The sequence below is a fragment of the Anaerocolumna aminovalerica genome (assembly GCF_900115365.1).
GTDB lineage: Bacteria > Bacillota > Clostridia > Lachnospirales > Lachnospiraceae > Anaerocolumna > Anaerocolumna aminovalerica.
In genome coordinates this window covers 37,300-51,542 of record NZ_FOWD01000015.1, presented here as the reverse complement: position 1 = coordinate 51,542, position 14,243 = coordinate 37,300, and the positions used below count along the sequence as shown (strand labels likewise).

Sequence of the window (14,243 nt, the reverse complement as noted above, 5' to 3'; positions counted from 1 at the left end):
CACTTTGCGACATCACAAATAATAGACGAAGAAGTTCTACATGAGAATTCCAATGGATTCTTATGTGGGAGTTCTTCAAGTGTGAAGTGCTTTTCCTTCACACTTCTTATATCAAAAGGTCCTGGGGTATTTGCTCTTCCTCATTTCACCATATCCCTTTTTAAAAATTAAATTATGCCGGGATTAAGTTAGGATTTAACTTTCTCTAAGTCTTGGGTTTAAATATTTGTTAAGGATCTCTGCGATTAGGCTGGATGCTACCACCATGATAATAATGACAAAGAACATTCCTTGCATTAATGTATAATCCCGTTTTGCAATTGCATTATTTAAGAAATATCCTACTCCTGGATACAAAAATAGATTTTCAATTAAAGGTGAGCCTCCAAACAGTAAACCAAAGCTGATAGCTAAGTTGGTTATCATTGGAAGTATTGCATTCTTGCTGAGATAGCTTAGCAGAATTCTCCTGTTGGAAAGACCTCTTACCTGTGCATAAGTGATATAGTCTTCTCCAAGAATACTTAATGAATTCGCTTTCATGGATAAAATCCATCCGGATACTGTTGTAAGAAAGAATGCCAGTACCGGAAGCACCGCATGTCTTAATACATCCAGGATAAAAGGGAAATTAAAGCCCACCGTTGTTGATGTACTGTATGCCCCTCTGGCCGGAAGCCAGCCCAAAGTGACAGAAAATAAAAATACCAGCAAATAAGCCACAACGTAATTCGGTATTGCTCCAAGAATAGATTGGTATATTATCAAGGCTGAATTTAGAACCTTTTTTCTCTTCCATGCTATAAATATTCCCAGTAGAATTCCCACTGAGAACGAAAGAAATAAAGATAAAGATGCAACAAGAAGTGTCCAGGGCAAAGCCTCTCGTATAATGCTAATCACACTTTTTTTGTAGGCCATGCTGTTTCCCAAATTTCCAGTAATGATCCCATGGGAATAATCAATAAAACGCTCCAGAATCGGTTTGTCCGGATCAAAATTAAGTATAGCCTTGGCTCTTTCATATGCAATGTCATATTGTATATTCTCTTTTTTCATTATATCATTGGCCATGATATCCACCGGATCTCCCGGCATGAATTGAATAACTAAAAACATTACCACTAAGGCTATTAGAACTGTTAATACTGAAATTCCTATTTTCTTTAGCATATTGGCACTCCTTCCGATAATTAAAATCTGGTTCATTCTTTTATATTTACCCTTATTTTCTTTCGCAATATCTTTTTATCATGTATTTGAACCAAATTTTGTCTATGTACATATAGTACAGCTTGAGAAACTTTTTGTCAATAGTTTTTGTAATTCTTGAAATAAAATTTCATTATTATCTTCCTTTCCATGTACAATACAGCTAAACAACATCAAAAAATGGCTGTTGATTTAATTAATATGATAAAAAAGTGATTTCCAGCTATGAAAATATATATGTATGTTAGAAAATATCACAAATCATTATATTAATGATATTTTGTTTTAAAAATCAAATTAACATAACAAAAAAGAGAGTATTAACTTTATAACATTGTTAATACTCTCTTCTGCTTTTCTATAGCTTAAACTCATTAAGCATTTATGTAATTATTTATATCGTCATAGTTAATTTGGTCGCCGCACCTTTTCAATTCACCCAGCACACGCTTTACACCATATTCAGTAAGATACCAGTTGTCTTTTGAGATATTATATCCACTAACCGGTGTTAAAAGAAATTCCACTTCAGGAAATGCAGCTTGATAAAACATCAGGCACCTTCTTGCATGAAAGGCTTTGCATATCAATAACACTTTTTTTAAACAAATATGATTTTCTTCTGCAACCTCTTTTGCAAACAGAGCATTTTCACGTGTATAGGATGAACGGTTTTCACCTAATATAACACTCTGAGGAACACCATTTATTAAAAGCACATCAGAAAAGAAATCATATTCTGTTTCATAGGATTTATTATAAACATCTGCCTTGGATCTTGGACCCGGAAATGATCCTGATTTTATACTAACTCCACCACCAATAAATATATAAGGAGCATATCCATTTTTCCAAAGCTCTGCTGCTTTTTCTCCCAATTCAGGGTGGGAACCACCAACAACCATAATCCCATCCGCTTTTTCAGGACTATTTTCAACAAAGATAAATTCCCCTATATCTTTAATAATAGCATTCATATTTAAACACCTCATATAAACAGTCATTATTTTGTTAATATATCAAAATCTATTATAGTAAATTTACTGTAAATAGTAAACTTAATTTTCCAGTGCGCTGTTATATGTGTGTTTAAGCAAGTTTTATCTCTTACATAGACAAATATCTAATACTTGCAGCCCAGCTTTATGAAATTCCATTCATATTGCATCCCATAAAATTAAACTTCTACACTCTTTTTATTAGATATTAGTACCATTTATAGTTAATTTATGGTTCTATCCTTTCATATTAAATTATTTTCAGATTATATGCTATATAGAATATTGCAATAATTCTAATACATAACAATCTAGTTCAATATTTGCATATTTTCAATCAATAAATGACAAGAATCAGAAAAAACCGTATGTTATAATGATACCATAAACTAAAATAACTTTATGTACATCCTAAAAGGAGGAAATAAAAAATGGAAATCAGAACAGCGTCATCACCAAAAGATGTAAAACATTACACCACAGAGAGACTAAGAGAAGAATTTTTAATTCAAAATCTTTTTGTACCAAATGAAATTAAGTTAGTATACAGCCATATTGACCGTATCATAACGGGAGCTGCTGTTCCACTATCACCATTAACATTAACCGCTGGAGAAGAAATAAGAGCAGAATATTTCTTACAAAGAAGAGAAATGGGTATTATCAACATTGGTGGAAAAGGTACCGTTACAATAGATGGAACTGTTTATGAGTTAGAAAATAAATATGGTATTTATATTGGAATGGGTTCAAAAGATATTGTGTTTAACAGTGCAGATACAAGTAATCCTGCAAAATTCTACATCAACAGTGCACCAGCTCATAAGACATATCCTACAGTATTAATTAAACCAGAGGATTGCGCTTTTGTGGAATTAGGATCTTTAGAATCCTCTAACCATAGAACAATTAGAAAATATATTCTTCCGGGACAGGTAGAAAGCTGTCAGTTAGTTATGGGCATGACTAGTTTAAAACCTGGTAGTGTATGGAATACCATGCCTTGCCACACACATGACAGAAGAATGGAAGTATACTTATATTTTGAAATGCCAGAAGATGCATTGGTATTCCATTACATGGGTGAACCAAATGAAACCAGACATATTGTTATGAGAAATGAAGAAGCAGTTATTTCTCCAAGCTGGTCTATTCATTCAGGATCCGGTACACAAGCATATACCTTTATATGGGGTATGGTAGGAGAAAATCAAGATTTTGATGATATGGACGGAGCTGCTATGTCCGATATTAAATAATTTATAGCATGGTGAAGAATTAAGTCTAAGATTTATTATATAGGAGGAAAATCAAATGAGTATTATGAATAGTTTTTCTTTAGAAGGTAAAGTAGCATTAGTAACAGGTGCTTCTTATGGAATTGGCTTTGCTATTGCACGTGGATACGCAGAAGCCGGAGCAACCATTTGTTTTAACGATATTAAAGAAGAGCTTGTTGAGCAAGGTCTGGAAGCATATAAGAATCTAGGCATTAAAGCTTACGGTTATGTATGTGATGTTACAAATGAAGATCAAGTGAATGAAATGGTTCAGAAAATAGAAAAAGAAGTAGGCGTAATCGATATCCTTGTTAATAACGCTGGTATTATCAAACGTATTCCAATGATTGAAATGAAAGCAGAGGAATTCAGACAAGTAATCGACGTAGACTTAAATGCTCCATTCATCGTATCAAAAGCTGTAATTCCTGGCATGATTAAAAAAGGACATGGAAAAATAATTAATATTTGTTCCATGATGAGTGAATTAGGACGTGAAACTGTATCTGCTTATGCAGCTGCTAAGGGCGGACTTAAGATGCTGACAAAGAATATTGCATCTGAATATGGTGAATACAATATTCAATGTAATGGTATAGGACCTGGATATATCGAAACACCACAGACTGCTCCTCTTAGAGAAGACGGACATCCTTTCAACAATTTTATCATATCCAAAACACCTGCTGCTAGATGGGGAAAAACTGAAGATTTAGTAGGGCCTTCTGTCTTCCTTGCATCCGATGCTTCTGATTTTGTAAATGGTCATATCTTATATGTAGATGGCGGTATTCTTGCTTATATAGGTAAACAACCTAAATAAATATACCCTTTGTAAAACAGCAGATTATATAAGTTCTGCTGTTTTACTTCATAAAATGTAAATTACCAGATTGAGGGTACGCAGAATAAATGCAAACAGTTAATATTAATAAAAACATTTAGATTAGGTTAATAAACATATTAATCATTATCACATATCCAATATTAAATAATAAAATGGAGGTTTATGATGCCGGTACTATCATTAAAAATTATCAATGAACAAGGAAAAATATTAGCCGAACATTCCGCTGAAGATGAAGTAATGCTTGTTTACGAAGAAGAATATAAACCTGGAGATAAAATTATATTAACAAGTACGGAAAAAGATATCCATCTTATGGTACAACTAGATGACGCAATGACTTCCTCCTTTGTATATATAACAAAGAACGAACTGATATACCATATTCCTTTCGAAGAAAAGAAAATATCTTATTCTCCAAACTCCTTCTCTGGAAATATCCACTTACTGTCAGCTCGATTAGCTGCCAATGAAGAGATAGGTAATTATAAGAATCTTGCCTTGAATGTATTTGATCAACATGGTGATACTGGCTGTTATCCTCATGCTACTGCCAACGTAGAAACCCGGGATGAGTCCGTATTTGCTGCCAGAAATGCAATTGATGGTGTAAGAGAAAATCGTTCCCATGGTAAATGGCCTTATCAATCCTGGGGCATTAACAGACAGGATGATGCCGAACTTAAACTCGAATTCGGACGCAGAGTAAAAATAAATAAAATAGTATTATACACGAGAGCTGATTTTCCACATGATAATTGGTGGAAAGAAGTGAATCTAACTTTTTCAGACGGTACTGGTATAAAATGGCAATTAGAGAAAAGTTATAAGCCGCATATACTAAACATGGAAGAAAAAGAGATAGAATGGTTACTGTTAAACAATCTGATTAAGGCAGATGACCCTTCTCCATTCCCAGCTTTAACTCAAATTGAAGTGTATGGAGTAGAAGCTAACTAATGGTTAACAAAATATAAGAATACATGCTTATTTATTACATATCTTTTGGGAATACAAAAACTATCATTAAGTTTTTGTATTCTCTTTTTCTATAGTCAAAACTATCAGCTTAATAGCCTCTTATAGATTAGGAACCAAATCTTATCCTATCTTTATTTGTGGGAATAGCATTAACTACTTTTTTCCATTCTCCATCTTGGAATACTTCATATTGTTCAAAAGCACAAGGCAATCCGTTTGCAGTAGCTATGTCGCTGCTGTCCATAAGTTGAAAATGCAAATGTGGAGCAAAGGAATTACCGGAATGACCGACTCTGCCAATAACTTCACCTTTTTTTACATCCTGACCAACTGTAACCTGAATAGACCCTGTTTGAAGATGGACGCAGGCGGCATATACATTGTCGTTACATTTCATAATAATATAGTTGCCTGCAACTGATTGTACGTCGTCTTTTTTGGGATCGAAATAATGAGCGTTTTTATAAGCATTAGATATATCTGAAAACAAATTCGTTCGTGCTCGTTCTTCATAACCATCCTCTGCCTGGATAACAATCCCATCGCAAGGTGCATATACATCTTGGCCCCAACAATAATAGTCATTTAAGGAAACCCCAAAAAGAAGATATTGCAGCAGGCTAACGCCATAGGCGGGCCAGCCCGTTCTTTTCCAATCCACTTGTATAAAGTCATAAGCATATCTTGTTCCTAACTGGTCTGTTCCGTGGCTAGGAATTGTTGTCCCTGGAGTGTTAGGAGAGAGCCATTCTCCCCTCAAAGGAAACTCTACAATTATCGGCTCACGCGCTTCAATCATCTCATTACTCCCATCCGCCTATTCTTTACCTGCATTATTCAAATTAATAAGTGCTATCAAGGCAAGTGCCAATACAGATACCCGCAGGCATGTGCTTTTTTATTCCACCTTAAAATTCCCATTAAAACTCTTTAATTATTGCTTGACCTATAGAAAACTTTCCTAAGTTCATCAAAGTATTCGTCAAGTGTTGCAATGATATGTTGATAGTCCAAATTGGATGTTTGGGAATTCCTAATATCGTCAATTATTTCATTAGTAAATCCTACATTAGCCCAAAGAATAAATTGTTTGCATTTATCAACGTTCAGACCAGCTTTAAACTTCGAAAAATCAATCATATCAAATATTTTATTGTCACATGATAATTGCTTTTTGTCTACTCTATTCTGAAGTTCTTTGTCTACTTCAGCAGAGTTAGTTGTGGCGGAAAGTTTGCTAAACTCAAAAATCCACGGATACTGTTTCAGTAATTCAATTTGAAGAATATATGATTGACGTAGCCTTTCAAAAAGATCTGTTTCCTTAAAATCCATTTTCATAAAATATTCTTTATTAAGAAGTTCCGTGAAGTAGTCATACACAAACTGAAAAAGTTCCTGTTTACTGTTTACATAATGAAACATCAAGGCTTTGGAAATCCCGGCTTCCTTTGCAATTACATTTGTTGAAGCATTGTCAAATCCTTTTAACGCAAATTCTTTCAGTGCCGCATTTAAGATAGCATCGCGCCTTTGGGGTTCCAAATCCAATAATTTTATAGACATAAAAGACCATCCTTTCTCGCCATTTACCTATTAGGTCAATTTCATTATATCCCCTTTTACCTAAAAGGTCAATGATGATTTTTTACTTATACATGTGTATTTTCAAACCTTCCGGGAAAGGGCAAACAGGGCAAGTGTAATGTCAAAAGATAAGCAAAAAGACGTGCCACAGCATAAACTAAAAAGTCTATTTTGCGACACGTTCTAATTCACATTACTTATTTTTTAAAATCTTTTCATTGCTTGTTTTTAAAACTTTTACTTCTGTTTTTAAAACTCTTTCTTTTCCTTTTATGGATACTTTTATTTTAACTATTGCTTTACCTTGTTTTTTTCCAACTACAGTTCCTGTTTTATCAACTGTAACAATATTCTTATTACTGCTTTCATATGAAACTTTAGCATTTTCAGTTGAATTTACCATTAGCTTTTTCTTTTTTCCTATTTCTGTGTTTACTTTTGATGGCACAGAAACCTGATCTAATAAGGAAACAACCACTTTATTGGATAATGTCTGTGGTAAAATTACATAGTCAGAACAATGTTGTATTTTTAGTTCTATTGTTTGTTTGTCCACTACATTACATTCATTGTAATATAATTCATAAAACTTTGCAGCTTCATCATTGTAGTGATACAAATGTAACTTCTGGCCTTTTGGGTATTTTATTTTTTGATTGTTATATAGTTTAATTGTTGCTAATGCAGGCAATTCACCTTCATGTTCGAATCTTATAACTATACCTTCTGGCTTATTCCTTTCCCCTGTTAATGCCTTATACAATGGTTTTAATTCATTTGCTTTAAATGTCTTTAATGCCAGATTGATATCTGTTATCTTTTTATTAGATTTTTTTAAGTCTTTGCCATTTATAGACCATGAATATAGTTTATCATTGTTAGGGTTTTTAACAAATAGACTGATATTGGCAGATTTTTCTTTTGCAGCCTGAATCAATTCCTTACTCACATCAATATTGGATATGGTTACATCGGATGCATTCATTAATTCTTTGGCCAGCTCAATGTTTAATTCAAACTCTTTAATTGTGGATTTCTTTAATTCTTTTATAAGTTTATCAATAGGTAATAATAATTTGGCTTCATAAACAATATTATCAATCTCATCTTTTGATGTTTCTGCAATTGCCCATAAGATATTCCTATGTGAAAATTTTGCTGTTATAACGGCCTTTTTCTTATTAACTTCTTTTGTAATACTTTCGGTATTAGTACTAACCGCCGCTTTTAGGATATTTCCCTTAGCATCTTTTACCAGTTCTGTTTCTACTTTTTCACCGGTTTTAGCATCAACTAAATTAACTTTTTTTCTAACCTTAATAACCTCACCTGTTTCCAGGCTCTTAATAGTTTCCTCCACCCAATCAACCTGATTATTATGCTCATCTCTGCCTGATGTAACAGTTGTCATAATGACTTGATTATTAACCCTGTCAACCGTCTCGGATTTCTTTGTTGTAGAATTACCGTTGTTGGAATTCCCGTTGTTTCCGTTATTTCCGTTGTTCCCGTTATTCCCATTGTTTCCGTTATTTCCATTGTTCCCGTTATCTCCATTGTTTCCGTTGTTCCCGTTATTTCCGTTGTTCCCGTTATTTCCGTTATTTCCATTGTTCCCGTTATTTCCATTGTTCCCGTTGTTCCCGTTGTTCCCGTTATTTCCGTTATTTCCGTTATTCCCGTTGTTCCCGTTGTTGGAACCATCTTCATTTTTAATTTTAACTACTGCATAAGATGTACTTCCATTGGTTTTATCCGTATCTACGCTTATATGAAGCTTTTGATCAACATAAGATACTGTGACATTTTCATCCCTGCTAATAATTTGGTCTAGTTCTTTATCAAGATCAATTTCGATTGTTCCTGTATTCTTCATTGTAGGATCTGATACACCTATTTCTAATAAGTCTTTATCTTCCTTTACAATTACAGATGCCTTTTTATTAGATGTGATATAACCAACTGTTACCTCTTTATCGTTCCAGAAATTAGCTCCTGTTACTTTATCTCCTTTATAGTAAACTGCCTGTACATCAGAATTATTGGCAAGAATCTCTATGGATGGAGCCTTGGCATATTCTTTTAACTCATTTTCACTTCTGCCTGGTAACATTACATAAGAGTATTCTTCATTTTGCGGATTTTTACCATGATCAAACCACAATTCAAAATAATTACTAACTACATCACCTGATTCTGTAATATTAATATTATTCCAGTTTCCTGTACTTGCAACTTTACGTACTTTTAGATTTTGATTACCTGAAGGAAAATACCAGCCTATATCAGATCCTGCCGTGTTTCCTTCCATGTGTATCCACTCAGTCCCTGCTAAGTCCTTACCTTCCATAGAAGCAGTTCCAGTTCCTAATCCATTTTCTTTCACAATATCGGATACTTTAACATCAATTATCGGAAGTTCTAACTTGTTTCCATTCACCGTTATTTTATTTGATCCATCAGCTTTTAACTTTCTGTTTTCCACCGTTGTTTCAACGTTATATTGACTTTCCACGTCATGAATGCCGGTTCCTAAACATACGATCTGATTACCAAACATAAAGTAAGATTTTAAAGCTCTTAAATTCGGTTCATATATTTCTTCTGAAACTACATCTCCCGAAAGTGACATACCATTAACCCCATAATTGGATAGCATACTGCCGCCGACCCAATCTTCTTTTGATACGTAATCGCCTTTTTGGTAGAAACCGCTGCTGTCTTTTTCACCATTTCCAATATTCTTAGAAACCGTTGTAGTTCCCGGTAAACGGAATGGGTTCACCGTATTCCAGAAGTATAATGTGAAAAATCCTTATTATACAGATAAGTCATACCATCTCCCTGGTGCCATCCATACAGGTTCTCTCCATTCATAATTTCGGTATTATTAATTCTTTCTGAGAACATGCTTACACCAAATAACCAATTTGATGTTCTATGTACTGCTCTGTCCATTAGAGGATAATTTTGATGTACTGCCGGAATGTTACCTGTAATTTTTGCATCATTGATTATGGCTTGGGCTTTTTGTTTTATACTTAATTGGTTCAACTCTGTTAAGGAATCTAAATAACCGGAATTGGAAGATACCCAGTTCTTAATATAATTTTGTAATTCTTGTTTTTCTTGTCCTTCTACAGAATCTAAGGAAAGTATAGCATTATTAATTACTTGCCATCCAATGGTCTGATCCGTCACATTATTTCTTGCAACTGCTCTTCCTCTGAACATATCTAACATTAATCCGTTGTATACACCAATTCCATAGGTATTTAATAATATTGTTTTTAAAATGTCACTTTTTTCCTGATCATATTGCCAAGGTGAATTGCCAAGGACAGATGAAACATTTGCAATACCATCTAAGACAACAATTCCATAAGAACCGGCGTAAGGAATATTTTGATGATCAATATAAGAACCATCAGCATAAAAACCATTTTCAAACCCATTCTTTGCTAAAAGGGTACTATCTTCTACCTTTTGAAATTCTAATACAGAAGAAGATGCTAACTGTGCCAAATACATCTGCTCATTATCTTCTAGCAGCAATCCTAGTCCCATAGCAGTAATGGAATTATCCACCCGGTTAGCTGCATATTGCATACGGTATCCTTCTACATGTGTGGAAGCAGTTCCAATTGCACCACCATGGAAAGGATCCGGTTGAAAGAATAGAATTCCCTCTGTATATTCTGCAATTTGCTCCGGTGTTAACTCATCGGATAACAATATTAATGTAGGGGTAAGGTCTTTTGGTATACCAATTTCCCAAGTCCACCAGTTATCTGTCTCAGATTGTGGATTATAACAGTTGGTGGTAAGCCAGTCTAATATATGGATCATGTCTTCTAACATTTCCCTATTATGATATAATTCCCCATGTTCTACCTGATATGCTTTTGCCATTACTAATACATTCTTAAATGCAGAACGAAATTCTACTGCATCTCTTTGATATTCAATATTGGGATTTCCAGTTGCTCCTTCTTCATCCTTCCAAGGAATTCCACCGCATTGAGGCTGATTTTTATAACTGTAACGGTTCCATATTTCTTGGGCCTGGCTATTGATTTTTTCTACTGCTGCCATTGTTGCAGGATCGTTTTTATCAATATTTTTTCCTACCAATAGACCGATCCACTTTTCTCTTAAAGCTTTATAATCCTGTGGTTCAACAACCGGCAGATTTTCACTCTCCGTGAAAGCTATATTTACTTTCCATTCTCTTTTTTGACCATTCTTATCTTCAGCAATTACATAAACAGTTCCTTTTTCTTTTGCTGAAAACAGCCCGCCCTCAGCAATCCCTTCCATACTTGCAATGTGAGAAGTGGAAGTGATTCCTTCCTTTCGGTTTCCATCTGTTTCACCCGGTTTTAATTCTTCTTTAATTTTTGAACTTCCTACATTTTTAATAGGCTGTCCATTCACATTTTTAAAGATGGATGTCCAGGTAACCGGTCCTTCAAATCCTTCCGGTGTGGGTATGAGAGCAGATTTTCCTTTTACTATACTGAATTCGCTTAAATTACCGTCCAGTGCAGGTGGTATTGTATTAATACTCACTTTTGATGTTTCCCCATTCTTTCCGGTTGCATCAATACTTAGTTTGATTTTTCCAGGCGTTGTAAGGTCTATAGAAATATTCTCATCTTTGGCAACCACTTCGTATCCATTGGTATCGATTACCACTTCTATTGTTCCTTGACTCATTCCTGTTGGTTCAGCAATGGCTGCTTCTAGAATTCCTGCCTGTTTTCTCATCATAACAGATGCCTGAGAATTAACAGTAAAATTATCAATAGCACTGTATTCTACAGCAGCTCCCTTTTCTGTCCAGATATTTGCACTGACTGTATTGGTTTCTTTATAATAGGCAGCTTGAACATCTTTTGTATTTGCTATAGTTGCAGCTATATTTTTATCCATGTAATCTCTGAGTGTTCCAGCCCCTTCTGATGCTTTCAGATTTTTAAAGATATAATAGGAATAACTTGCATTTTTTGAAATACCATGATTAAGCCATAATTCTAAATATGTCTTTTTATTATTAAATTCATCTGTATTTTCAACAAATCTAAAATTTAAATCTTTCTCATTGGGCTTAAAATAGTAACCTGTACCAACAGTTGAACCGTTAGTCAGAGACAGGGCCCAATGCTTATTTGATGAAAGATTCCCCGGATTATCCATATAGGTATAGGTATTACCCAATGGACAAAAAGTGCTGTTAATCCAAGCTGAAATTGTTTTTGTTGAGTATCTTAAAACTAATTTATCCTTTGCATTTTCATCAAATTTAATATTATCAATGATAGTGTGTACATCTCTTGTAGGATCTTCTGATATATTACTAATTCCGGTTCCAAAACAAGCCATTTGATCATCAAATGCAAAATATGATTTTTGTGCACTTACATCCTGATTTAATTTTATTCCACTTATAAAATTGGTATCATCCAGCTTCGCCCCATGCCATACACCGTCTACCCCAATACTGCTTCCGAAACTACATTTACTACTTCAGAAGCCAAAACCGTAGTTCCCGGTAGTTTGTTCTTATCTAATGTATTCCAATAATTATCCCTATAATAATCAGAATCATCCTCTGATTGGATAATAGTCATACCAGTCTCCGGATCTACTGTAAAACCCGTTTCATACTCCGGAATTTGCCACTGGTTAGCTTTTACATCTATAGCACTTCCACTTGCCACATTTATTCCATTTAGATTTTGTAAATTCTGTTGTGATATGCCCTCTTCCAGCTCCGGAGCAGAAGAAGCTTTTGCAATTATTAGTCCTGATGATCCCATAAATGTCTGTACTACTAAAATGAATGCCATGATAAAACTTATCACTTTTACTCTCATCTTTTGTTTCATAAACACTCTCCTTAAGTTTACCTTCTTTTAACTAGTGGATTTTATCCACCATATAATTACTTTAATCTAACAAAAATGGATCTCCTGTTTTTTCTAAATAATCTTTTAAGTAACCGTCTAATTCCATAATTAACTCATTTTGCTTTCTATCTTCCACTACTGCAGGAGTTAATTGATAGGGATCCTGCTTATTATCATATAGCAGTATTTTTCGTTCCTCATCAGGGGTATAACCATTATGCACAACATAAGTGTACCGTTTAGTTCGAACTCCTCTCCAACCAAAACACTTATGGTTTAAACCTCTTTTCTGGAATTCTTTCACCATCTTAGGCATTCCGGGATAAGAGCATATAAATGCATGTTGAGGCTCCTCAGCAGATATATCAAATATATTGTTCTTATGACTATATCCCTGACATGTATCCGGTACCTCCAAGTCCAATAAATCTAATAAAGTAGGCATATGATCCGGACTGGCAAACATTACTTCATTGGTTCTATGCTCAATACTCCCCTTTTTACGGATCATCAAAGGAATTCTTATTGCTTCCTCATACCATATATTTTTACTCATTAAACCGTGAGAACCAAGCATTTCACCGTGATCAGCAGATAATACTACCAAGGTATTCTCTTCCATATGATTTTCTTTCAGGAAATCATATATTCTTTTGAACTGGGAATCCACTCCGCTAATAGCTGCAAAATACTGCCTTGTAATGGTTTTTAATTCTTCTGTCTGATATTCTTTTGGTACATTTTCTCTAAAATGAACCGGTTCCTCTTTATATCTTTCATAATACTCATTTGGCACAAGTTCGTAAGGCAAATGAGGTGGATTATAAGATAAAAATAATGCAAATGGTTCGTCCTTTTGATTCATATTAATCATATATTCTAATGCTTTATCTGTTTCATATTCCACGGACCATTTCTTAGGCTTTATTTGTTCATCACTATCTGCCCAATAATGAGGATCCAGATGATTATCATCTGCCCCGTATGAAAGCCAATAATCAAACCCCTGACGGCGTTCACCCGGAGGTGTATAAGCATCCCAATCCACTGCCCCTGATTTAGGCTTGTCATGAAAATTCGTTTCCGCAGCATCAAGATGCCACTTTCCAATATAACCGGTACGATACCCATTCTCTTTTAACACATTGCCGATACAAACCTCTTGTGGTTTTAGCATAATAACTTCATCTAAACCATTCTTACAATTGGTCCACATTCCTGCATTAAAAGGGTATTTTCCTGTCATTAAAGAGGCTCTGTGAGGAGAGCAAAGGGGAAACGTACTAACAGCATTGGAAAATACCATACTTTCCTTTGCAAACTGATCAATATTTGGTGTTAGTACTGCATCCTCATTAGCATAACCTACTCCTTGTGCTCTCCATTGGTCAGCAAATATATATAAAAGGTTCGTTCTGCGAGACAT

At 34.5% G+C, this 14,243-nt stretch carries 10 protein-coding genes and 1 pseudogene; 3 read left to right on the top strand and 8 right to left on the bottom strand.

Annotation, left to right across the window (positions count from 1 at the left end; all coding sequences use genetic code 11):
* Positions 1–195: 195 nt before the first annotated feature.
* Positions 196–1,173 carry an ABC transporter permease gene (locus BM183_RS09985; RefSeq protein ID WP_091686608.1) on the bottom strand — a complete coding sequence of 326 codons (978 nt, stop codon included), beginning with the start codon at positions 1,171–1,173 and terminating at the stop codon, positions 196–198.
* A 413-nt stretch (positions 1,174–1,586) separates the two neighbouring features.
* Positions 1,587–2,189: a YdcF family protein gene (locus BM183_RS09980; protein ID WP_091686606.1), complete on the bottom strand. Its 603-nt coding sequence runs from the start codon at positions 2,187–2,189 to the stop codon at positions 1,587–1,589.
* Between the two features lie 452 nt (positions 2,190–2,641).
* Here BM183_RS09980 and kduI point away from each other — a divergent pair, with 452 nt between their 5' ends.
* From kduI to BM183_RS09965, 3 genes are all read left to right on the top strand, one after another.
* Positions 2,642–3,469: a 5-dehydro-4-deoxy-D-glucuronate isomerase gene (gene kduI / locus BM183_RS09975; RefSeq protein WP_091686604.1), complete on the top strand. Its 828-nt coding sequence runs from the start codon at positions 2,642–2,644 to the stop codon at positions 3,467–3,469.
* A 55-nt stretch (positions 3,470–3,524) separates the two neighbouring features.
* Entirely contained in the window at positions 3,525–4,313 is a 789-nt protein-coding gene (locus BM183_RS09970; protein ID WP_091686603.1) for a gluconate 5-dehydrogenase, read from the top strand.
* A 189-nt stretch (positions 4,314–4,502) separates the two neighbouring features.
* Positions 4,503–5,297, top strand: coding sequence for a DUF7402 domain-containing protein (locus tag BM183_RS09965; protein ID WP_091686601.1), 795 nt, complete (start codon positions 4,503–4,505; stop codon positions 5,295–5,297).
* A 127-nt stretch (positions 5,298–5,424) separates the two neighbouring features.
* Here the strand turns inward: BM183_RS09965 and BM183_RS09960 are convergent, their stop codons facing one another.
* The 6 genes and pseudogenes from BM183_RS09960 to BM183_RS09935 all read right to left on the bottom strand — a co-directional run bounded on the left by BM183_RS09960 (position 5,425) and on the right by BM183_RS09935 (position 14,243).
* A complete protein-coding gene (locus BM183_RS09960) occupies positions 5,425–6,117 on the bottom strand; it encodes a M23 family metallopeptidase (RefSeq protein WP_091686600.1) in 693 nt (230 codons plus the stop codon).
* Positions 6,118–6,248: 131 nt separating this feature from the next.
* Positions 6,249–6,884 carry a TetR/AcrR family transcriptional regulator gene (locus BM183_RS09955; protein ID WP_091686598.1) on the bottom strand — a complete coding sequence of 212 codons (636 nt, stop codon included), beginning with the start codon at positions 6,882–6,884 and terminating at the stop codon, positions 6,249–6,251.
* A gap of 214 nt (positions 6,885–7,098) precedes the next feature.
* Positions 7,099–7,308 (bottom strand): Ig-like domain-containing protein, encoded by a 210-nt coding sequence (locus tag BM183_RS21015; protein ID WP_242960964.1) that lies wholly within the window; start codon positions 7,306–7,308, stop codon positions 7,099–7,101.
* Positions 7,309–8,781: 1,473 nt separating this feature from the next.
* Positions 8,782–12,374 (bottom strand): annotated as a pseudogene (locus BM183_RS09945) (polysaccharide lyase 8 family protein); the annotation flags it as partial.
* Between the two features lie 23 nt (positions 12,375–12,397).
* A complete protein-coding gene (locus tag BM183_RS21265) occupies positions 12,398–12,796 on the bottom strand; it encodes a polysaccharide lyase family 8 super-sandwich domain-containing protein (protein ID WP_091686593.1) in 399 nt (132 codons plus the stop codon).
* Between the two features lie 61 nt (positions 12,797–12,857).
* Complete coding sequence (locus tag BM183_RS09935) at positions 12,858–14,243, bottom strand: sulfatase family protein (protein WP_091686591.1); 1,386 nt, start codon at positions 14,241–14,243, stop codon at positions 12,858–12,860.